This window comes from Novosphingobium sp. HR1a (assembly GCF_015594425.1).
Classification (GTDB): Bacteria; Pseudomonadota; Alphaproteobacteria; order Sphingomonadales; family Sphingomonadaceae; genus Novosphingobium; species Novosphingobium resinovorum_A.
This window is the reverse complement of sequence record NZ_JABXWS010000063.1, coordinates 1-22,228: the sequence shown is the minus strand read 5'-3', so window position 1 is coordinate 22,228 and position 22,228 is coordinate 1. Positions and strand designations below refer to the sequence as shown.

17 protein-coding genes are annotated in these 22,228 nt (G+C 66.3%); 6 read left to right on the top strand and 11 right to left on the bottom strand.

The features are described from left to right. Window positions 1–3 precede the first annotated feature (3 nt). Window positions 4–1,854 carry a diguanylate cyclase gene (locus HWN72_RS17590; protein ID WP_211150882.1) on the top strand — a complete coding sequence of 617 codons (1,851 nt, stop codon included), beginning with the start codon at window positions 4–6 and terminating at the stop codon, window positions 1,852–1,854. Window positions 1,855–1,868: 14 nt separating this feature from the next. On the opposite strand, the gene HWN72_RS17585 is transcribed toward HWN72_RS17590, so the two are convergent. The 3 genes from HWN72_RS17585 to HWN72_RS17575 are packed head-to-tail and all read right to left on the bottom strand — an operon-like array spanning window position 1,869 to window position 4,748. Continuing rightward, window positions 1,869–2,657: an ABC transporter ATP-binding protein gene (locus HWN72_RS17585; RefSeq protein WP_211150881.1), complete on the bottom strand. Its 789-nt coding sequence runs from the start codon at window positions 2,655–2,657 to the stop codon at window positions 1,869–1,871. Continuing rightward, the gene (locus tag HWN72_RS17580; protein WP_211150880.1) at window positions 2,651–3,670 is read right to left on the bottom strand and encodes an ABC transporter permease; all 1,020 of its coding nucleotides are present in this window, start codon (window positions 3,668–3,670) and stop codon (window positions 2,651–2,653) included. The genes HWN72_RS17585 and HWN72_RS17580 overlap by 7 nt, the downstream gene beginning before the upstream one ends. Window positions 3,671–3,680: 10 nt before the next feature. After that, complete coding sequence (locus HWN72_RS17575; protein WP_211150879.1) at window positions 3,681–4,748, bottom strand: ABC transporter substrate-binding protein; 1,068 nt, start codon at window positions 4,746–4,748, stop codon at window positions 3,681–3,683. Between the two features lie 278 nt (window positions 4,749–5,026). On the opposite strand from HWN72_RS17575, the gene HWN72_RS17570 reads away from it, so the two are divergent. Beyond that, window positions 5,027–6,190 (top strand): acyl-CoA dehydrogenase family protein, encoded by a 1,164-nt coding sequence (locus HWN72_RS17570; protein WP_211150878.1) that lies wholly within the window; start codon window positions 5,027–5,029, stop codon window positions 6,188–6,190. A gap of 566 nt (window positions 6,191–6,756) precedes the next feature. On the opposite strand, the gene HWN72_RS31150 is transcribed toward HWN72_RS17570, so the two are convergent. Beyond that, window positions 6,757–7,038 (bottom strand): LysR family transcriptional regulator, encoded by a 282-nt coding sequence (locus HWN72_RS31150; protein ID WP_081799039.1) that lies wholly within the window; start codon window positions 7,036–7,038, stop codon window positions 6,757–6,759. A 30-nt stretch (window positions 7,039–7,068) separates the two neighbouring features. After that, complete coding sequence (locus HWN72_RS17560; protein WP_211150877.1) at window positions 7,069–8,406, bottom strand: LLM class flavin-dependent oxidoreductase; 1,338 nt, start codon at window positions 8,404–8,406, stop codon at window positions 7,069–7,071. Window positions 8,407–8,821: 415 nt separating this feature from the next. Between HWN72_RS17560 and HWN72_RS17555 the strand changes: the two genes are divergently transcribed. After that, a complete protein-coding gene (locus tag HWN72_RS17555; RefSeq protein WP_211150876.1) occupies window positions 8,822–11,716 on the top strand; it encodes a TonB-dependent siderophore receptor in 2,895 nt (964 codons plus the stop codon). A gap of 65 nt (window positions 11,717–11,781) precedes the next feature. Here HWN72_RS17555 and HWN72_RS31145 read toward each other — a convergent pair whose 3' ends face one another. Genes HWN72_RS31145 through HWN72_RS17540 form a run of 3 tightly spaced genes read right to left on the bottom strand, consistent with a single transcriptional unit; the run spans window position 11,782 to window position 16,093 of the window. Next, window positions 11,782–13,227 (bottom strand): PstS family phosphate ABC transporter substrate-binding protein, encoded by a 1,446-nt coding sequence (locus HWN72_RS31145; RefSeq protein WP_211150875.1) that lies wholly within the window; start codon window positions 13,225–13,227, stop codon window positions 11,782–11,784. Continuing rightward, window positions 13,224–13,955 carry a hypothetical protein gene (locus HWN72_RS17545; RefSeq protein WP_211150874.1) on the bottom strand — a complete coding sequence of 244 codons (732 nt, stop codon included), beginning with the start codon at window positions 13,953–13,955 and terminating at the stop codon, window positions 13,224–13,226. The genes HWN72_RS31145 and HWN72_RS17545 overlap by 4 nt, the downstream gene beginning before the upstream one ends. Window positions 13,956–13,957: 2 nt before the next feature. Then, window positions 13,958–16,093, bottom strand: a complete 2,136-nt coding sequence (locus HWN72_RS17540) for a TonB-dependent siderophore receptor (RefSeq protein ID WP_211150873.1) — start codon at window positions 16,091–16,093, stop codon at window positions 13,958–13,960. Between the two features lie 295 nt (window positions 16,094–16,388). Here HWN72_RS17540 and HWN72_RS17535 point away from each other — a divergent pair, with 295 nt between their 5' ends. Next, entirely contained in the window at window positions 16,389–17,522 is a 1,134-nt protein-coding gene (locus HWN72_RS17535; protein ID WP_211150872.1) for a Gfo/Idh/MocA family protein, read from the top strand. 60 nt (window positions 17,523–17,582) lie between these two features. Here HWN72_RS17535 and HWN72_RS17530 read toward each other — a convergent pair whose 3' ends face one another. Next, entirely contained in the window at window positions 17,583–18,218 is a 636-nt protein-coding gene (locus HWN72_RS17530) for a flavin reductase family protein (RefSeq protein WP_211150871.1), read from the bottom strand. Window positions 18,219–18,222: 4 nt separating this feature from the next. Further along, on the bottom strand, window positions 18,223–19,173 hold the full coding sequence (locus HWN72_RS17525) for a carbon-nitrogen hydrolase family protein (RefSeq protein ID WP_008832876.1): 951 nt from the start codon (window positions 19,171–19,173) through the stop codon (window positions 18,223–18,225). 117 nt (window positions 19,174–19,290) lie between these two features. Between HWN72_RS17525 and HWN72_RS17520 the strand changes: the two genes are divergently transcribed. Together HWN72_RS17520 and HWN72_RS17515 are read left to right on the top strand one after the other, a co-directional pair. Next, window positions 19,291–20,418, top strand: a complete 1,128-nt coding sequence (locus HWN72_RS17520) for a cupin domain-containing protein (RefSeq protein ID WP_211150870.1) — start codon at window positions 19,291–19,293, stop codon at window positions 20,416–20,418. A 39-nt stretch (window positions 20,419–20,457) separates the two neighbouring features. Then, window positions 20,458–21,381: a fumarylacetoacetate hydrolase family protein gene (locus HWN72_RS17515; RefSeq protein ID WP_211150869.1), complete on the top strand. Its 924-nt coding sequence runs from the start codon at window positions 20,458–20,460 to the stop codon at window positions 21,379–21,381. Window positions 21,382–21,734: 353 nt separating this feature from the next. Here the strand turns inward: HWN72_RS17515 and HWN72_RS17510 are convergent, their stop codons facing one another. Continuing rightward, a complete protein-coding gene (locus HWN72_RS17510) occupies window positions 21,735–22,190 on the bottom strand; it encodes a hypothetical protein (protein WP_211150868.1) in 456 nt (151 codons plus the stop codon). Window positions 22,191–22,228 lie beyond the last annotated feature (38 nt).

The following is a 22,228-nucleotide window of genomic DNA, read 5'->3' as shown; positions in this document are numbered from 1 at the left end:
GTCATGCGCATCGCGACGATCACCAACTGGGCCTACGGCGCGACCGTCTGCCTCACCATCGTGGCCGGTGTCACGATGGTCATGGCCTCAAGCGCCGACCGGGTCGAGCGCGCCGCGGTGCGCCAGCGCGACCTGTTCGACCAGTTGACCTTCGAGATCGAGAATGACCTTTCGGAGCTGACCGACCAGGCGCGGCTGGCGGCGGTGACCGACGATCCCAGCCACGCCATCGCCTATCAGCGCACGCTGGCCTCGCTCGGCACGGTCGAGCAGCGCGTCGCGAAGCTCAAGGACGGGGGCGCCAACGAACAGGAATTGCGCTCGCTGGAAGAGGGCCTGCGCTGGGCCAAAACGCTGGAAGACGAACAGCAGGCGGCGATCGCCGCCACCCGGCGCGGGGACGACGCCACGGCGCGGGCCATCGTCTTCGGGCCGGAGTACGAGCGCGAACTGGAACGCGTTCGCTTCCTGATCGGCCGTTTCCGCTATATGCTCGACCAGCGCTCGGACGATTCCATCGAGCAGGCGAGCCAGGCGTCGCAGCGGCTGCGCTCGGTGTCCGAAGCCATGGTCGCGATCACGGCGGCGCTGTTCCTGCTGGTGCTGGGCTTCATCCTGAAGCGGCGCATCCTGCGTCCGGTCATGACCCTGAGCGACGTCGTCAACCGGCTGGCGGATCAGGACTATACGGTCGAGACCCCGGCCTTCTCGCAAGTCGACGAGATCGGCGACATGGCGCATGCCATCCGCATCTTCCGCGAGAACGGCCTTGAGCGTCAAAGGCTGGAGCGCGAGCGCGACGCCGACTGGGCGGTGCGGGACCTGCTGGCGCGGATGACTCAGCGCCTGCAGGGCTGCGAGAGCGTGAGCGACCTGTTCGCCGTCGTGCGCCTGTTCGCGCCCGAGATCGCGCCGAGCCTTGCCGGGCGGCTCTACACGCTGGACAACCGCATGGACCTGATGGTCTGCGCCGCCGAGTGGCGCGGGTCGCATGGCGACGGCGCGGAAAGGAGCGGGCCGCAAGGCACTGACGCCGCCTTCGGCCCGGACGATTGCTGGGCGCTGCGACGCGGACAGATCCATGCCCCCGGCGGAGAGATGCTCGACGTGCCGTGCCGCCACGTGGCCCCGTCAGCGGCCCGGGCGACGATCTGCGTACCGCTGACCGCGCAGGGCGAGACGATCGGCCTGCTGGTGCTGGAGAACCTGGCTGCCGACCACGGGCCGGACGAGTCCACCGGCGTCTACATCGAACTGATGTCCGAGACGGTCGGGCTCGCGCTCGCCAACCTGAACTTGCGCGACGTGCTTCACGAAAAGGCGCTGTTCGACCCGCTGACCGGCCTGCGCAACCGGCATGAGCTGGACGACACCTTGCGCCGTCTGGTCGCTACCGCCGACGCCGCCGGCACGCCGATCGCCTGCCTGATGATGGACATCGACCACTTCAAGCGGCTCAACGACCGCTTCGGCCACGATGCCGGGGACCTCGTCATCCGCACCGTCGCCGCCGTCTTCGCGGGCGGCGCGCGCGAAGACGATCTGGCGCTGCGCTACGGCGGCGAGGAATTCCTGATGCTGATGCCCGGCGCGGACGAGGCCCTGGCGCTGGAACGGGCCGAGCGCATTCGCGAGCGCGTCGCGGCGCTCGACCTTACGCACGAGGGGCAACCGATCGGGCAAGTCACGGTGTCGCTGGGGCTCGCGGTCTATCCCCGTCACGGCCCGATCCAGGCGCTGATCACGACCGCCGACGCTGCGCTTCTTCGCGCCAAGGAAGGTGGCCGCGACTGCATCGTCGTCGCCACTCAGCGCAGCCGTGGCGGCGGCATGTCGGTTTCTGTCGGGGACTGACGCTGCCTCAGCCCTCAAAGTTCATGGGCATGGCCCAGCGAGGCGAGGATATCGCGGCGCAGCGACTGCAGCGCCGGGTCGTCGCGGCGGCGCGGATAGGGCTCCCCGACCGTCACCTCACGCACGATCCGCGCCGGGCGCGGGCTGAACACGACGATCCGCTGGGCCAGCAGCAGGGCTTCCTCGACATCGTGGGTGACCAGCAGCACGGTGAACCCGGCATCGCGCCAAAGCCGCAGGATTTCGGTCTGCAGGGTCATTCGGGTCAGAGAATCCAGCTTGCCGAACGGCTCGTCCAGCAGCAGCAGGCGCGGCTCGTTCACCAGCACGCGGGCGAGCGCGGCACGCTGAGCCATGCCACCGGAAAGCTCGCTCGGCAGCGCCTGCTCGAAGCCTTCGAGACCGACGAGCCGCAAGGTGCGATCGACGCGGGCCTCGGCCTCCTGCGGGTCCACGCCCTGCGCCTCAAGGCCGAGCGCGACGTTGCCGTGCACGCTGCGCCATGGATATAGCGTCGGGTCCTGGAACACGAGCAGCCGCGACGGATCGGGGCCGACTATGCGGACCTTGTCTGCGCCGAGTTTGCCCTCGGACGGAGCCTCAAGCCCCGCCAAAAGGCGCAGAAGCGTGGATTTTCCGCAGCCGCTGGGGCCGAGGAGGGCGACGAATTCGCCCGGCTCAATGTCGAGGGTGACGTCGTCCAGCACCGGCAGCGGGCCGCCGGGCGTGTCGAAAGCGTGGTGGACGCCGCGGGCCTGTACGGACAGGCCGGTGGTCGCGGGGGAATGGACCAGAGTTACCATCGAACGATTGCCTTCTGCCAGGCGAGCACGCGGTCGCGCACGGTGAAGAGGAGGGCGATCAGCCCCGAGAACAACAGCGCCATCACGATCAGCGCACCGTAGAGGTTGGCATAGGCCGCCCACCCTTGCGCCCACTGCAGATACCAGCCGAGCCCGGCCTTGACGCCCATCATCTCGGCTACGATCAGCACGGCGAACGATGCGCCGAGGCCCATGAAAAGGCCGACGAAAACGTCCGGGAGCGCGGCCGGGATTGCCACTTTCAGGATCAGGAACCGCTCGCTCGCGCCCAAGGTGCGGGCGATGTCATAATACGCCGCATTGACGCCCTTGACGCCTGAGGACGTCAGCACCGCGACCGGAAAGGCGGTCGCCAGCGCGATCAGGAAGGTGCTGGCGCTCTGCGATCCGGGGAACACGAAGAACGCCAGCGGCAGCCATGCGGTGGCGGGCAGCGGGCCGACGAAACGCAGGATCGGGTGGCCCCAGTAGCTCGCCTGTTTCCACCAGCCGATGGCGACGCCGTTGGCGAAACCGACCGCTCCGCCGATCGCATAGCCCGGCAGCAGCAGGAGCAGCGAACGGGCCGCGCTTTCGAGCAATCGGGCGCTGTCGTCGGTGTAGACTTCGAGGATCGACTGGGGCGGAGGGAAGAACGGAAGCGGCAGAATTGCGGTCTTTGCGGTCAGAATCTGCCACAGTGTAAGCAGCACCGCACCCGCGCCGAGCCAGCGATCCCAAGGCCGGAGTGCCGCCAGTCGGCCGCGATTTCCGGCGAATGCGAGGAGGCACAGAGCGGCACCCAACGTGCACTCAACCGCACCCAGCAGCCCCGAACGCGACCATGGCGTGATATCCGGCCACGTCCAGGTGACCCCGGCGGCGGCGGCCCATGCCAGCGCCGCGACAATGCCGCCTCGCCACACCGGAGCGCGCGGGGAAGCCGGTTCGACGACCTCTTCACTGCGTCCGGCGAAGCGATCAGACGATAAGGCGAGGGCGCTGCTGCTCATGGCGTGTCCTTCATGCGAAAAGCTGTTCGACGGTGCGGCTGGCGAAACTTTGCGGATCGGTGGTCGGCTTCATCACTCCGACGTCGCGCAGCTCCCCGGCATAGAGCGCGACCTCGTTGTGCAGGTCGCGGCCGACAGGGTGGTGATCGTGGGTCTGCATCTTCAGCACCGCGACCAGATCCTCGACGCTGGCCTTGGCATAAGGCGCGAAGGCGCGCGCCACCGCCTCGGGCTGCTGCGAGCAGATCGAGGCCGCCGTCGTCAGCGCCTGCGCCAGCGCGACGCCGCTGGCGCGGTCGCGGCGCAGCAGGTCGCCGCTGGCGCCGAGCACGCAGCACACGCGGTCCTGCCAGGGAGCCGAGAGGTTGGAGAGCACCTCCACCAGATCGCCGCCCGAATTCTTCTGCAGCACGTAGGCGATCGGGTCGGAATCGACGAAAGCCTGGATCTCGCCCTTCTCGACCGCGGCGGCGAGGAGCGGCGCGGGAAATGCCTTCCATTCGACGTCACGATTGGGATCGAGGCCGTTGGCCTTCAGCAGCACCGCCAGCGCATTGCGCCCGGCGCCGGTGATTTCCGAAAGGCCGATCGCCTTGCCGCGCAGGCTCTCCACCGCATCGGTGATCCCCGCCCGGCGCGATCCCAGCACGCGGATGCAGCCGCCGTGGGTGCCCGCGATCAGCCGCACGTCGAAGCCCTGTTCCAGCGGCTTGATCCAGCGCAGGATCATGCCGACCCCGGCGTCGGCCTTGCCGGTGGAGATCGCCTCCAGCAGCTGGTCGGTGGACCCGGCGAAGTTCATCAGTTCCACGTCGAGGCCGAAGCGCTCGTAGATGCCCTGTTCCTTGGCCAGCAGCGCGGGGGCGAGGCAGATGGCGTTGGCATTCCACGCCAGCGTGATCTTGCGCTGCCCTTTCGCATTGCGCGGCAGCGGCGCGGGCCGCGCGGCGGCATAGAGCCCGGCCGCCCCCGCCGCCGCGACCACGCCGCCCGCCAGCACGCTGCGCCGGTTGATGAGCGGACGCGGCGGCGGGGCTTCGGGTTCGGCGATATCGTCGTCAGGCGGCGTGAAAGTCATGCGGGCTCGCTTGCTTGGAAGGGAATGGAGACCCGTACGCCGGGGGCTTTCACGCGAAGTGCCCCGGCAAGGATCGATCCTGCTCACCAAGCCTAGCGCCGCGATCGTGCAAGACTATCCGGCAATGGCAATGTGACTATTGAGCTATCTCAACAGATGCCCGGGCGTCAGGCGCAGTCCACAAACTCTCAAGCCAGATCGCGCCGAACTCGTTTGTCGAACGCGGCGGCAGTGAACACAGGTTTCACAAGACAACTTGTGCTTTCGGAGCTTCGACGATGGCGACCCGTATACTTGAACCCGCTTCGCTGCGCCTTCCCGATGACGCCGCCTTGCAGGAAATCACCCGCAAGCTGGCAGCCAGCGCGCAGGACCACGACCGCGCTGCCACGTTCCCGCGCGCCAACTTCGACATTCTGGCCAAGGCGGGCCTCATCGGCCTGACGGTCGATCCAAAGCTGGGCGGCGCGGGTGCGGGCTATGCCGACACGCTGCGGGTGCTGGGCGCGGTGGCGCAGGGGGAGCCGTCCACCGCGCTCATCCTGTTCATGACCTACGCCTTCCACGCCGCCGAGAAGGCCGCCCGCTGGCCGCGTCCTCTCTACGAACGACTGGCGCGCGAGGCGGTGGCGGGACGCGGACTGATCGGCACGTTCCGCGTCGAGCCGGAACTCGGCACCCCGGTACGCGGCGGCCTGCCCAAGACCACCGCCACCCGCACCCCGCAAGGCTGGCGCATCAGCGGCGAGAAGATCTATTCCACCGGCTCGACCGGGCTCGACTGGTTCGTCGTCTGGGCACGCACCGACGAGGCAGCCCCGCGCGTCGGCAGCTTTCTCGTGGACCCGGCGACGCCCGGCATCACCATCGTGCCTGAGTGGGACCACCTCGGCATGCGTGCCACGGTAAGCCACAAGGTCGTGTTCGAAGACGTGGCGATCCCGGCCGAGCATGCAGTCGACGTCCGGCTTCCGGCCGAGTGGGAACCGGCGGCAGGACAGGCGCTGTGGAACGCGCTGGCGATCGCCACGATCTACGACGGGGTCGCCCGCGCCGCACGGGACTGGCTGGTCGGCTATCTCAACGCGCGGGTGCCCGCGAACCTCGGGGCTGCGCTGGCGACCCTGCCGCGCGTGCAGGAGAAGCTGGGCGAGATCGAGGCGCTGCTCTACACCAACCGCGCCCTGATCGCAGGCGCGGCGCGGGCGGCCGACGAAGGCGCGCTGCCCGCCGCCACCGAGGCCAACCTGATCAAGCATGTCGCCAATGCGAACGCGATCCAGGCAGTGGCGCTGGGGTTGGAACTGACCGGCAACCCGGGCATCAGCCGTAACAACCCGCTCGAGAGGCATTACCGCGACGTGCTGTGCAGCCGGATTCACTCGCCGCAGGCTGACACTGTGCTGGTCGGGGCAGGGTGCAAGGCATTGTTGAAGGATTGAGGTGGGAACGAGTGTTTTCGTCCCGCCACTCCGTGCAGGCGGAGCGCGACGGGTTGCCAGCTTTGGGTGGTGAGCGGACCTTCTATCGCTGAGTACTAGCGCAGCCGCCCTCAGAGCGCGGCAGGGCTCTTCAACGCCGATTGGAATCGGAACAGGCAGACCAAGCCGCCGCCGGAGCGGTCAAGATTGGGTGATAGAGAAAAATTATCACCAGAACCCAAAGTGGTATCGACGGGCCGTTAGGCCCCGGCGCATCGGGCAATGAGAAAAATGGCAGGCCGTTGAAAGCCGTGAAAAACCACTGGAACGGAAGTCCCGTAACGAACCACGCCGCCAACTGCCATAAGTACCATCGCGGGATTTTCATTTGTCCTCGTCGTCCATGATCCGGAAACCATCCGCTGAATGGTGGGTCAAACGCCGTATGTCTGCAATGGGGCGTATCCTGCCTCTCATGAAATTCGTCATTGCGAGCGCAGCGAAGCAATCCAGGGCAGAGTTACACCGCCCTGGATTGCTTCGCTGCGCTCGCAATGACGAGGTGGGGAGCGGGTTGAAGGCGGTCCTCAACCACCCCTTTCCAGATACGTCACCGCCCTCGACAGGCTGGCGAACCCCTCCTGCAGATCCGGCAGCGCCCGCGCCGCGCGCGGGGTGAGCGACAGGTCGCCAGGCCCGCGTCGGGGCCGGGCGAACAGCTCTGTCCCCAAATCCCTCTCCAGCCGCGCGACCAGCTGGCCGACGGCGGACGGCGTCACCTGCAGTTCCCGCGCGGCGAGCGCGAAGCTGCGGTTGCGCGCCACCGCCTCGAAGGCGCGCAAGGCGTTGAGGGGATAAGGCCCCGTCACTTTCCGTGCGCTTTCGTCAGGCGCGCGGGGTCACTCTGCGGCGACTGCGAGCGAGGCGGCGGCGTGGCGGTGCTCCGGGACCGGCAGGCCGAGGTGGCCGCGTAGGGTGTCGTGCGCGTATTCGGTGCGGAACAGGCCGCGGCTCTGCAGGATCGGCACGACCCGTTCGCGGAAAAGCGCGAACTCGTCCGGTGCACCGACGACGATGTTGAAGCCGTCCGCCGCGCGGCCGGTGAACCAGCGCTCGATTTCGTTCGCGATCGTCTCGGGCGAACCGACAAAGCCCTTGCCGCCTGGGTTCTGGCCGCGCTGGGCCGCCTGCCGCAAGGTCAGCTTCTCCTCGCGCGCGGTGCGGATGATCCGCTCGGCCGCGCCCTTGTAGCTGTTGAGCGTGACGCCGGTGAGATCGGGGAACGGTGCGTCCAGATCGTACTGGCTGAAGTCGTGGTAGTTGAACGCGCGGCCGAGCTGGACGAGCAGCTTGTCGATATCGAGGTTCTCCGCGCGCTCGCGCTCGATGCGGTGGGCTTCCTCATCCGTCTCGGCGATCAGCGGGAACAGGCCGGGGAGCACCTTGATCGCGTCCGCATCGCGGCCGAGCGCGGCGGCGCGCGCCTTGAGGTCGGCGTAGTACTGCTGGCCCGACGCGAAATCAGGGGAGGCGGCGAACGTGGCTTCGGCGATGTGCGCGCCCAGGTTGCGGCCTTCGTCGCTGTCGCCCGCCTGGAAGATCACCGGCTGGCCCTGCCGCGAGCGGGTGAGGGCCAGCGGCCCGGCCACCGCGAAATGGCGGCCCTTGTGGTCGAGGCGGTGCTGCTTGTCCTTGTGCAGGAACAGGCCCGATTGCTTGTCGCGCGGGAAGGCGTCATCTTCGTAGCTGTCCCATAGGCCCTGCACGACCTCGACGAATTCCTGCGCGCGTTCGTAGCGCACGGCGTGGTCGAAGTGCTCCTCCCGGCCATAGTTGCGTGCGGCGCCTTCGAGTCCGGTGGTCACCACGTTCCAGCCGGCGCGGCCCCGGCTGATGTGGTCGAGCGAACCGAACTGGCGCGCCACGTTATAGGGCTCCCAGTAGCTCGTCGTCAGCGTGCCGACGAGGCCGATGCGCGAGGTGTGCCCGGCGACGGCGGAGAGCAGCGTCAGCGGCTCCAGCCGGTTGAGGAAGTGCGGCGAGGTGTCCGGCGTGATGAACGGGGAATCGACGATGAACACCAGGTCGAACTTGGCGTCCTCGGCGAGTTTCGCGTTGGTGATGTACCAGTCGATGTCGACGCTGGCATCGCCCGGCACGTCGGGATGGCGCCAGTTGTACTGATCGTTGCCTACGCCGGTAAGTATCGCGCCAAGATGAAGCTGCCGTTCGCTCATGAGATTGTACCCGTTCGTCGATGATGATGGGCCGAGCGTAATCGACGTGGACACCCGCGAATAACGAGGGTTTCCCATAGCGATATTCGCGGCGCTAAACGGACGCGATCAGTATGACCAATTCTCAAGCGAGGGCTGCGACTTCCAATTTGTCTGATGGGCGGGCCGCCCATACCCATCGCTCATCAGGTCAGGCCTCGGCGGCTATTTGACATCAAAACGCCGATAACAATGCCATGCTGGTGAGACACGCTGAAAAGGCCCTGCACGCTGCGACAGCGTGCGCGCCGGATGCACCCTGACCTCGGGGATATCCTTTTTCGAAAAACGACAGGTCGGGCCGGATTTCGCCGCTCCCGCAGCTTCCGTTCCGGGGGCCGGAGCGGTGCGCCCGACGCATATACAGGGGTGAACAATGCGCAAATCGGCACGCCATAAGGGCCATGCCTTGGGATCGGGCAGCAGCAGGCAGGCTCTGGGCTTCATGCTCGCACTGGCGGTAGGGGGGACGGCGACGCCCGCCTTCGCGGCAGACGAAGCGGAAGGCGCGGACAGCAGCGATGCGGCGGCGGAAATCCTCGTCGAAGGGACGCGCTCGCGCGGCTCGGTGGTAGAGGCCGGGCCGCTCGGCACGCGCACCATTCTGGAGACGCCGTTCTCGGTCTCCGCTGCCGATACCGACCAGATCAACCGCATCGCCGCGACGACGATCGACGCCGCGTTCAATTACGATCCTTCGGTGCGATCCAACAATTCGGGGCTGGCTTCGGGCAATACCTTCAGCATCCGCGGGCAGGCGATCGACCTTACCAACGGCTACAAGTACGACGGGCTGGCCTTTCCCTACTGGTTCCAGGACCACCCGATCGAGGCGGTCGAGCAGATCCAGGTGCTGAAGGGCGCGGGCGGCTTCGTCTACGGCTATGCCTCGCCTTCGGGCGTGGTGAACTTCATCTCGAAGAAGCCGACCGACGAACTGGTCGCCACCGCCGGGTTATCCTTGCGCAGTTCCAGCATCTGGCGCGCGCACGTCGATATCGGCGGGCCGCTGACCGAGACGGGCTCCACTGCCTTCCGCCTCAACGCGGTGGAGGAGCAGGGCACGCTCTACAACGGCGCCTACAACAAGAATACTTTCGCGCAGTTGTGGCTGCAGGGCGAGATCACGCCCGACCTGACGTGGAGCGTCGACGGTTATTACCAGCGCACATGGCAGGCGGGGCAGTCCAATACCGTCAGCTTCACCACCGGGGTCACCTCGCTGGCGACGATGAGCGGGGCGGACTTCAACCTCGCCTCGAAATCGACGCACAAGTTCAACGACATCAATCAGGTGACCGGCCGCCTGAACTACCAGATCGCGCCTGACTGGAAGATTTCCGCCGCGCTGCGCTATTCGGCGCTGGACGAGCGGTTCACCGGCAATACCGCGCAGATCACCAACAATGCGGGCGATTATCGCGTCGGCGTACTGGGGATGAACCGCAAGTTCACGTATCATGTCGGGCAGTTGTCGATCGACGGCACTTTCCATACCGGCGCGATCGAGCATGCCGTGGTCGCCGGGTTCGATTACTTGGACGTCGATTACGACTACGACTACAACCCATACACCGCTACGCGCGTGCCGACGGTGTCGTACGACTTCAACCTGACCGGCAACATCTACGCGAACAACGTGCCCGACTGGGCTTTCGCTTCCTACACCCGCGCCGACGGGCAGGTGGTGACGGGCCGCCAGTTCCAGCGCCCGCCCGACTGGTTCCGCTATCAGGAAATCCGCCAGCGCGGCCTGTTTCTCAGCGATACGCTGAAGCTGGGCAATGCCGAACTGATGCTGGGCGGCCGCTACACCTTCTATACTGAGCGCAATTACGAGCCGGTGTTGGCGGATACGAACTACCGCGAGAACAGCTTCACTCCCGTCGCCGCGCTCAGCTACGACGTAACACATGGCGTCCGGGCTTATGTTTCCTACGTGCAGGCGCTGCAGCGCGGCACGCAGGCCCCTGCCAACGCGCTGAACTATGGCGAGAGCTTCGGCCCGATCAAGAGCACGCAGTACGAGGCGGGCATCAAGGTCGATCGCGGCACCTGGGGCGCGACGCTCGCGGCGTTCCGCACCAAGGTGCCGTCCGAGTTTCTCAATACCGAAAGCTACTGGGTGCGCGACGGCGAGCGGCGGTTCCAGGGCATCGAGTTCGACGCGCACTGGCAGGCGACCCCCGAAGTGTTGCTGAAGTTCGGCGCCGCCTATCTCGACGCGGTGCAGACCAAGGCATCGAGCGCGGCGCTGGTCGGCAAGAAGGTGCCGGGCGCTACCGCGTTCCAGACCTCGGGCTTCGTCGAATATTCGCCCGCGTTCCTGCCCGGCTTCTCGGCGTTCGGCGGCGTGCGCTATTCGGGCAAGGCTTACGGGCAGGTGACGAATACCTTCATCTACAAGCCGGTGACCGTCGGCGATGCGGGTATTTCCTATAAACTGCCGATCGAGGGACGTTCGGTCACGGTTTCCGGCAACGTCCAGAACATCACCAACGAGCAGTATTGGGTGCCGGGTTCGGGCGGCGTCTCGCTGTCGGCGGGTGCACCGCGCACGTTCAGCCTGAACCTGACGGTCTCCACCGGCCCGATCGAGCGGCGCGATACCGAGTGGAGTGAAGGCTCCGGAACCGGCGGCTTCTATATCGGCGCTGCGGTGGGCGGCACGAAGATCAATGATGGCAGCTTCGACATCCGCGCCCGCGTAAACGCCGCGCTGGGTGTGGATCGTAGTGGCCTGAAGACCTCGTACAAGACCGGATGGGAACTCGCCGGGAGGCTGGGCTATGACTTCGGCTTCCTGCGCACCGAACTCGAACTGGCGCGCCAGCAGTTCGATCTCGACCGGGTTGCGCTGAATTCGACGCGCATCGCGGTCAATCCGGTGTCCCGTACCGCCGGGATCTACGACGATCCTTCCGGCACCACCCGCATCCAGTCGATCCTGCTCAACGGTCTGGCCGACATCGCCACCGGCTCGCGCTGGTCGCTGGAGGCGGGCGGCGGCATTGGCGTGGCGCGGATCAACCAGTACCGCTGGAAGCTGGAGGCCGACGAGAGCAGCACTTTCGCCTACGAGAACAAGGTACGCTTCGCCTGGCAGGCCGTGGTCGGCGCGCGTTACGCCTTGTCGGACCGGCTCGATGCGACACTGCGCTATCGCTATCTCAACGTGTCGGACGTGTTCCTGCAGACGACCACCGCCAATGCCATCGAAGGCGCGTTCCGCACGCATAGCGTGGTGGTGGGCCTGAACTACGCTCTGTAACCTTTCCGGCGGTTATGGAGCCCGATGACGAAGCCACCACGAGGGGGGTGGTGGCTTCGTCTCGGTCAGAAAGTCTCGACGAGATCGCGCATGGCTTTCAGGTCGGCGCCGTTCAGGGGGACGTAGCCGTCGTCCTCTTCGCGGTGGCGGGTGATGATCGCCTGCCCCTCGTCCGAGAGCAGGAAGCGCAGCAGGCCCTTGACCGCCGGGTCGATCGGCCTGCCCGGCGCCTTATCGACATAGATGTTGAGGAAGTACGAGATCGGCCATGCGCCCCGGTCCTTGCCCGCTTGAGGCAGGACGTAAGGGCCGCCGTCGCGTGCGGACAGCGGCAGGACTCGCACGCCTTCCGGTGCCTCGCCCGCGTCGATCCATGTCGCATAGCCGATGCCGCGAGGGTCCGCCGCGACGGCGGCGAGGATCGCCTTGCCGCTCGGCATCGCCTGGTAGCGGGCGTTGAAGGGAAGCCCGTCCAGCTTCGAGGCGCGCATGGCCGAGCCGAACCCGCCATCGTCGCGCGCACCGTAGACGTGGATCGCGCCAGCCGCGGCGCCCAGATTCGACCAGTCGGCAATGTCGCCGCCCGGTGCTCCGGCCGCGAAGACGCGCTTCACTTGCGCCATCGATAGTCCGGCAAGCGGGTTGTTCGCGTTGACGTAGATCGCGGGCGGCGTCTTGCCGTTCGCGCGGGGACCGTGGCTGGCATAGGCGATGCGGATGCGCACCGGATCGTAGCCCTTCACCTGCCGGAAGCCGTCGAGGTCGTTCTCCCACAGCTCACGGCCCATCGGCGCGAAGATCGTGGTTCCGGCCGTCAGCGCAGGCATCGCGGTGGAGGAGCCGCGCAAGTCGGCGGTGAAGCGCACCTTGGGCGCGTGACGCGCATAGGCGGCGAGCATGTCGGGCATGATCGTCGTCAGCGTATCGCTGCCGATGATCGACAGGCTGCCGTCCGGGGCGACGTAGCCCGCCTCACGCCGCGGGATCGTGATCCCGTGCAGCCTTGCGATCCGTTCCCGCGCATCGGTCAGCGCGGCGGCATCGAGCGGCTTGTAGATCGACAGCGCCGCCTTCAGGCGCGCCTGTCCGTCGTCCGAGAACAGCGCCTGCAGCACCGGCTTCACCCGTTCGTCGATGGCGCCGTCCTTGTCGCAGCGCACATAGAGGTAGAGCCCCTGCATCACCGGCACCGCCAGCGGCAGGCCGCCGGAAAAGCGGCGCACGGCGGCGCGCTCGATCACGGTCATCTCGCGTGGGATCACGGCGAGCGCGATGGTGCCTTGCGTCAGCAGCGGCATCGCTCCGGCCGGGCCGACGATGCGGGGGGACAGGCCGCTGGCTGCCGCTGCGACGGCATCCGTTTCCCGGCCACCGCCAATGGCAAGGCCACCGTCCGCCAGCACGTAGCGCGCCAGCAGCGGCTGCGCCTCGGGGATCGGCCCGCTGTCCTGCGCCGATGCGGAGCCCGCGAGCAGGGCGGCTGCCAGCGCGAAGCCAAGCGCGCGCCTCACTTCTTCACCTTGCACACTTTCGCGCCCGCGCGCGCCCATATGATCGCGGCGTCGAACAGCTTGCGGCCGGTATCGGTCATGCGGGTGAAGCTGTTGTTCTCCATGCCGATGAACACCCGGCGCGCGGGCGCGAGGTGGTCGTGGTCCATCGTCGCGCCCGCCTCGTAGCCGAACAGTGTCGCCTTGTCCGGTTCGCCCGGCCAGGTCATGATGACGTCGGCGCCGAGCCCGGGCTTGCCCCAGCCTGCGGGCGTGCGCGCCTCGGTCCAGGTGCCAAGGCCCGCCGGGATGCCCGCCGCCATCGGATGCGGTGCGCGCACCAGCCAGAAGTAGTGGCCGGTCTCCAGTTCGCCGAAGTCGGTGTCGCGGCGCAGGCCGGTCATCCACAAGTCGTCGAGAAGGTCGTTCTCCCAGGTCACCAGCGGCACGCTCATGTCGCGCCAGCGCGCGATCATGGGGCGGTTGGCGGTGAACTGGTTGGAGCGCACCGTCGAGGACATGACGACAAGGTCGAACCCGCAAGGGTCCGGCGCGCCGTCCAGCCCCTCGCTGGTGGTGACGGCATAGCCCATCGCCTCCAGTCGCGCCTTGACCGCCGGGTCGGCCGAACCGCCGGGGGGATCGGCGCGCATCAGGAACAGCACCTTGCCGGCATCCGCCGCCAAGGCCGGGGCGGGAGCCGTGCCGATGGCCAGCGCCAGCAGCGCGGCGGCGAATGCCTTGGTCATCCTCAGAACCCTCCGCTCAGGCCGACGAGGAAGCTGCGGCCCTCGCCCGGCGTGATCTGCGCGCGGGAGACGGTGCTGGCGATGTAGTACTCGTTGGTGATGTTCTTGACGTTCACCGTCAGGCGCACCTTGTCGGCCAGCTTGTACCACAGGCTGCTGTCGAAGCGGGTGTAGCCGCCAACCGAGAAGGTGTTCTCCAGATTGCCCATGCGGTTGCTCGCCGCAACCACGCCGCCGCCGAGGCCGAAGCGGCTCAGCGGGCCGTCCACCGGCTCCAGCGTCACCCACAGGCTGCCGCTCCACTTGGGCACGCCGATCAGCTTGTTGCCCTTTGCGTAGTCGGTGGAGGAGCGCACGGTGGCGTCGGTATAGGCGCCGTTGGCGATGACCTTGACACTTGGCGTGATCGCGCCGGACATGTCGAACTCGACACCCTGCGAGCGCTGGACGCCCGCGTTGATGTTGTAGCCGACGTTGTTGGGGTCCTGCTGCGTCACGTTCTCACGCGTCAGCTGGTAGATCGACAGCGTGGAGGCAAGGCGGCCGCCGAACAGTTCAGCCTTGATGCCGGCCTCGTACTGCTTGCCCTTTTCCGGATCGATCGGCTTGCCGTCGATGGTCGGCTCGGGCTTGGACTGGAACGAGCGGGTGAAGTCGGCGAACAGCGAGACGTTCGGCACCGGCTTGAACACCACGCCCACGCGCGGCGACCATGCCTTGTCGTCCGAGGCATACTGGGTGGAGCCGTGGTCCGACTGCTGGGCATGGTCGTAGCGCACGCCGGCAAGCAGGTTGACATGCTCGCCGATGTCGATCTGGTCCTGCAGGTAGCCGGACAGCGACTTGGACTTCACCTCGCGGTCGGCGGCAAGGACGAACGTGCCCGGCTGCGCGCCGTATTCGGGGTTGTCGATGTCGATGCGGGCCAGTGTGGCGCGCGCGAAGGTACGGAAGCGGTAGGACTTCACATACTCGCCGCCGAACACGACCGTGTGCCCGATCCCTCCGGTGGAGAAGCGCGCGACCATGTCGGCCTGCGCATCGTAGTTGTGATTGTTCTCGTGCTGCTCGACGGCGGTGCGGGTGACGGTGCGCGCGCCGGTTATGGCATTGACGGCGACGGACGTGCCGTAATTGATGCCGAACAGGTCGAGCTTGCCCTCGTCGTAATGGCCGATCTGGCGGACCGTCAGCCAGTCGGCCAGTTCATGCTCGATGCGGTAGTTGAACTCGTAGCGGCTGGATTCGGTGGTCGCCCAGGCTTCGCCCAGGAACCGCTCGCGCGGGAGGTTGACGACGAGATCGCCGTCGGCGTCGGTGGTGGCGACGATGCCGCGATCGGTCTGGTTCTTCTGGTGCGCATACGTCAGGCTGGCGATGACGCGGGTGCGGTCGGTCGGCTGCCACAGCACCGAGCCGGACAGAAACTGGCGGCGATAGGGCTGGAACACGTCGCGGAAGGTGTCGCCGGTCTGCGCGGCGGCGATGAAGCGCACGGCCAGCGTCTTGGCGGCATCAACCGGACCGGTCACGTCCACCTGCCCGCGCATGAAGTCGTTGCTGCCGCCCTGCACGGAGAAGTTCATTCCCCGCTCGAAGCGCGGCTGCTTGGTGACGATGTTGATCAGGCCGCCCGGATCGCCGCGCCCGTAGAGCACAGAGGCCGGACCCTTGAGCACTTCGATGCGCTCCACGTTGGCAAGGTCGCGGTAGCTGTCGTTGGTCTCGATCGCCGGGCTGAGCATGATCGAATCGATGGCGTAGTACGAAGAGCGGAAGCCGCGGATGGTGAAGCTCTCCGACCGGTTACCCGCGTCGGTGCCCGCCTGGATGCCGCTGACGTTGCGCAGCGCGCTGGTGAGGTCGAGGATCTGCTGATCGTCGATGACGTCGCGCGGCACGAACTGGATCGACTGCGGCACGTCCATGATGCTGGTGCCGGTGCGCGTGGCGGTGGTCAACTGGTCGACCTTGTAATCCTTGCTGCGCGCGCCGAGCACGGTGATTTCCGAGGAACTGACGTCCTGCGGCGCACCGTCGGCGGCGGCCTCGTCGGCGAAAGCGGGCGCGGCGATGGTTGTCAGAACAAGGGCAAGCGTGCTCGTTCCTGCCCGCAGGCAAGAGGGATGAAGGTACATTTGTATGGTGCTCCCCGAGGGTGATCTCGATTGTGCACCGCACATATTGCTACTGCGAATTCATTGCAATAGTTAAAAGCGACATTGTTCAGGTTGCCTTCAGGCCCGGAAATCCGCCGGTGTGGGCTGCAGGCGTAGCCTCGATGGTTCCGGGGGAGTCGGGTCCCGGCCCGAACTGTTGCGTGCCGAATCTATCTTGCGGGCAAGGCTGCAAACCGGTTTCCCGACAGCGCTGACAAGGCTAGAGGTGCGGCCCCGCATCCGGTGGGTGCACGACCGAGAACAGGAGAGTCCGTTGAACGTTTCCGTCCGCAAGCCCTTGCGTGTGGCGATCCTGGGTGCCGGAATGATCGGCGAGATTCACCGCCGCGCGGCGCTGCTGGCTGGTGTCGAACTGGTCGGCGTCATGGCGTCCTCTCGCGCACGGTCCGCGGAAGCGGCGGCGCAGTGGGGCACGCTGGCCATCGGCTCGCTGGAGGAACTGGCGGGGCTCGGCCTCGATGTCGTCCACGTCTGCAGCCCCAACAGCCTGCACGCAGCCCATGTCGAGGCGGCGTTGGCGGCCGGTGCCCACGTGATCTGCGAAAAGCCGCTCGCCGTCGGCACCGACGAGGCGCTGCATCTTCACACCCTCGCGGCCGAAGCGGGCAGGATCGCCACCGTGCCCTTCGTCTACCGTTTCCATCCGCTGGTGCGCGAAATCCGCGCGCGGCGCGAGGCGGGCGAGTTCGGCGCGTGGCAATTGCTGCACGGCAGCTATCTGCAGGACTGGCTTCTCTCGCCGAACGCGACCAGCTGGCGTGTGGATGCATCGAAGGGTGGGCGCAGCCGGGCCTTCGCCGACATCGGCTCGCACTGGTGCGACCTCATGGAATTCGTGACCGGCGAGCGCATCGCCTCGGTTATGGCGGCGATGACGATCACCGTGCCGGAGCGTCCCGCAGTGTCGCAGGCCAGCTTCTCGGGCGGGGCGGCCACCGGGCCGCTGGTGAAGGTCGATACCGAGGACGCCGCGACCATCCTGTTCCGCACGGCTTCGGGCGTGCTGGGCAGCGCCGTGATCTCGCAGGTCTCGGCGGGCCGCAAGAACCGGCTGTGGTTCGAGTTCGACGGCGCGCACAAGTCCGCCGTCTTCGATCAGGAGAACCCCGAGACGGTCTGGCTCGGCACCGAGGATTCGGCCGAAACACTGTTCCGCAGTCCGGGCGCAGGTGCGGCCGATGCGCGCCGTCTTTCCAGCCTGCCGCCGGGCCATGCGCAGGGTTATGCCCAGTGCTTCGAGAACTTCGTTGCGGACACGTACGCTGCCGTGCGCGGGGAGGCACCTGCCGGTCTGCCGACGTTCGCCGACGGTCTGCGCTCGGCACGGATCATCGATGCGGTGATTCAGTCGGCGGACACCAATGCCTGGGTCGACGTGCCAGTCTGAGGCGGGATGGCCGCCTGAGAAGAGTGGCCTGCCGCTATTCGGCAGGCCATCCCCGTACCGTCAGGACTCGGCCTTCTCCGCGTTCCACTGCGCGAAGGTGGGGCGGGTCATCTGGAACAAGTCCGTGGTGCGCGCATACCAGCCCGCGCCGTGAACGCGCGCGACGAGGTTCATCGCCAGCGTATCGACATGCAGCTTCTCGGCATCGATGAAGGCGTCGTCGATATGGAAGCGCAACACTTCGCCCAGCGCGATGGTGGTCTTCTCCGTCTCGACCGTCTCGTAGAGACGGCACTCCATCGCCACCGGCGCGGTCGCGATGCGCGGGGCGCCGATCACGCTGGAGGGCAGGGTCGGGATACCCGCTGCCGCCAGTTCGTCGAATTCGGGCGGGCCATCGATGCAAGTGAAGTTCATCGCCGCACTGTCGGCCTCGGAGACGAGGTTCACCACGAACTCCCCGGTTTCGAGGATGTTGGCGGCGCTGTCCTTGTGCGTGCCGTCGGGGCGGCGCATCATGCCCAGCACGATCAGCGGCGGCTCGGCGCTCATCATGTTGAAGAAGCTGTAGGGCGCGGCATTGCGCAGCCCCGCGCCCGACACCGTCGTCACCCACGCGATCGGGCGCGGGGTGATGCTGGAGCCCATCAGCTTGTAGCGATCGGGGCCCGGTACTTTTGAAAAATCGAATTCCACTTGGCTATTCCCCCGAACGGGTGACCGCGCGGCGCGGTGCGACGTTGACCTTCAGTTCGAACACATCGGGCCGTGCGTAGTGGCCGACGACGTCGAAGTCGTACTTGCCGCGCACCACCTGCGCCGGTTCGATATCGGCATAGAGGATCGTTTCGGCCGAATAGTCCGGTCCCGCAAGCACCGTGCCCAGCGGATCCACGATCATCGAGCCGCCGCGCAGCAGCACCGTCTCGGGATCGTCGCCCAGCGCGCAGTCGTAGTCGGCCGGATAGGCGCCGCGCGTCACATGCTGGCAGGCGGAAAGCACGAAGCAGCGGCCCTCCAGCGCGATGTGCTGCATGGTCGAAGGCCAGGCGTCGCGGTCGTCGGCGGTGGGGGCGCAGTAGATGGAGATGCCCTGATCGTACATCGCCATGCGCATCATCGGCATGTAGTTTTCCCAGCAGATCACCGCGCCGACCTTGCCGAAGGGCGTGTCGAAGACCGGCAGCGTGGAGCCGTCGCCGAAGCCCCAGATCAGGCGTTCCGCACCGGTCGGCATCAGCTTGCGGTGCTTGCCGACGAGGCCCTTGTCGCCGTCGAAGAACAGCGCGGTGCAGTAGACGGTGCCGCCGTCGCGCTCGATCACGCCGATGACGACGAAGGCGCCGGTCTCGGCGGTGGCCTCGGAGAGTACCTCCACTTCGGGGCCGTTCAGGTCGATCGCGGCTTCGTGATAGGCGCGGAAGTCCTCGCGTCCCTGCGGCTTGCGCATGCCGACCGGCGTGCCGAACGAGGCGCCCTTGGGATAGCCGCCGAGGAACGCCTCGGGAAACACCATCAAGGCCGCGCCGCCTGCGGCTGCCTTGCGGATCAGGCCAGCGGCCTTTTCGGCGGCGGCGAGAGAATCGGTCGGGATCGATGCGGCCTGGATGACAGCGGCCTTGAAGGGGGCTGCCTTAAACGATGCGGACATGCGGCGCTCCTTTGGAAAAGCACAGGGAATCTGCGGTTCACATAAGGGACAATAGTTGCATTTGACACTTTATTCAAATTATTTTAGGTCTGTAATATCTCGCAGATGGAGGCACCCATGGCCGATCAGAGCTACGACCAGTACCGTGAGGAAATGATCGGCCGCGCGAACGTGGCGGACACCCCCGAACTGGTGGCCTATTACGAGCGCCTGAAGCAGCTGGGCACCGGCGCGCTGTGGACCGTGGCGAACAAGATCGAACCGTGGGAGCCGATCTCCACCTCGGTGCCGTATCTGTGGCGCTACAAGGACCTGCGCGACGACGTGATGAAGGCGCTCGACCTCGTCACGCCGGAGCAGGCGGGGCGCCGCGTCGTCTATCTGGAGAACCCGGGCCGTGCCGACGTGGTCGCCGCCGTGGGCTGGCTCTACTCGGGCCTGCAGGTGATGGGGCCGGGCGAACTCGCCTCCAGCCACCGCCATTCCGCCTCTGCGCTGCGCTTCATCATGGAGGGCGAGGGCGCCTTCACCAATGTCGACGGGCACAAGATGACGCTGGGCGCTAACGACTTCGTGCTGACGCCCAACGGCACCTGGCACGAACATGGCGTCGCCGAGGGCGGCACTCCGTGCATCTGGCAGGACGGTCTCGACATTCCGCTGATGAACGCGCTGGAAGCCAACTTCTACGAGGTTCATCCCGATCTGCAGCAGGCGGTCTCCTACCCGGTCGACGATTCCACCGCGACCTGGGCGGGCACCGGCCTGCGCCCGGCGGGTATGGCGTGGTCCAAGCCCTATTCGCCGCTGTTCAAATACGAATGGGCGCCCACCTACGAGGCGCTGACGAAATACGCACGAGTAACCGACGGGTCGCCCTTCGACGGTGTGATGATGGAATACGTCAATCCGCATACCGGCGGTCCGGTGATGCAGACGATCGGCGCGTCCATGCAGCTGCTGCGCCCTGGCGAACGGACGAAGGCCCACCGCCAGACCGGCAGCTTCGTCTACCAGTGCGCCAAGGGGAAGGGCTGGTCGATCATCAACGGCCAGCGCTTCGACTGGCAGGAGCGCGACATCTTCGTCGTGCCCGCCTGGATGTACCACGAACACGCCAATGCCTCCGACACCGAGGATGCGTGCCTGTTCACCTTCAACGACCTGCCCGTGATGCGCGCGCTCGGTCTCTACCGCGAGGAAGCGCTGGCGGAAAACGGCGGTCACCAGCCGATCCTGACCTGATTTTCAACTCAACACGATAACCTTCGGGGGAATAGCCCAATGCGTCTCGTTACTTACCGTGCCAATGTCGAAGCCGAAGCCCGGCTCGGCGCCCTCGTCTCCGGCTTCGGCGGCGATCTCGTGCTCGACCTCGAACTGTTCGGCGAGGAAATGGGCGTTCCCTTCCCCGCGACGATGCTCGAGTTCATCGACCTCGGCCCGCAGGCGGTCCTGATCGCCAGCAAGCTGATCGAGCAGGCCGAGGGCCTGTTCCCGCTCGGCACCGCGATCCCCTTCGCCAACGTGATCCTGCTCGCGCCGATCCCGCGCCCGCGCAAGAACATCTTCGGCATCGGCCTCAACTACACCGAGCACGTCGCCGAGAGCGCCAAGTCGCTCGACACCTCGCCCGAACTGCCGCGCCAGCCGGTGATCTTCTCCAAGCCGCCGACCTCGGTGATCGCGCCGGGCGAGCCGATCCGCCATAACGGCGAGATCACCCAGCAGCTCGACTGGGAAGTCGAACTCGCCGCGATCATCGGCACCCGCGCCAAGGGCGTCGCCCGTGAGGACGCGCTGAACTACGTGTTCGGCTATACCGTCTGCATCGACATGAGCGCGCGCGACTGCCGCCGTGCCGGCCAGTGGATCTACTCCAAGGGCCAGGACACTTTCGCGCCGATGGGGCCGGTCGTGGTCACCGCCGACGAGCTGGGCGATCCGCAGACCCTCGACCTCTCGCTCACCGTCAACGGCGTGACCAAGCAGTCGAGCAACACCGCCTTCATGCTGTTCAAGGTCGACGAACTGGTCGCCGACATCTCGAAAGGCATCACGCTGGAGCCGGGCGACATCATCGCCACCGGCACCCCGGCGGGCGTCGGCGCAGGCATGGACCCGCAGGAGTGGGTCTGGCCGGGCGACGTGATCACAGCGACCGTCGAGAAGATCGGCTCGCTGACCCACTCGGTCATCAAGGCCTGATTTTAAGAACTTCCCGAAAGGGGAGAACATCCTCCCTGACTTTCAAGCGGGGGCCTTTTCGAAGGCCCCCGTTTTTTCATGGCAGTCCGTCGTCGCGAACGCAGCGATCCGGAGCGTAAGCGTCCTCAGCTATATCCACGTCATCCCCGCGAAAGCGGGGGCCCAGCTGATGCCAGTGCAACAGGAACCGTCAGGAGATGGGTTCCCGCCTTCGCGGGAATGGGTGGGAAATGGACGTTGTCCCACCCACCCCGCTCATGCTGAGCTTGTCGAAGCATGGGGAACCTCGCGCCCCGCCTCCGGGCCTTCGACAGGCTCAGGCTGAGCGGGGTGGGGAGGTCTGATTGGGGTGGTTAGCTGCCGGGGCGCATGACGATGTCAGACTGATGTTTCATCATCAGCATCAACATCAAAGTCGATAGTGCGAAGCCGATGAAAGCGAGCAACGCAAAGTGCTGACCTTGATTTCCGGTAACGATGAAGGCCAACATTTCCAAAGCGATTAGCCGATTGATGATGAGCAACCGGAGATCGCCGTAGCTGCGGGAAAACAAGCGCTCACGCCACGACATGTCACGCCACTGCGCCTTGGACCGCTGATTAAAGGTGTCAACCGCTTGACGTGTTGCTCTATCAAAAAGGGCGACCAAGAACATAACCGCCGCCAAAGCACCCAACAACGCCGTGAGGGGCAAAGCGATGGGCGCAAATGTCAGCGGAGCAATCGCGATGAGCCCGGCAACAACCGCTGCCATCCAAGACCCGAGCAAGGCAGGCCAGAAGAACGAATCTGTTGAACGGGAGATCATTGCGACCAGAATAGCGTTGCAGTTGTCACCTGCCTAGG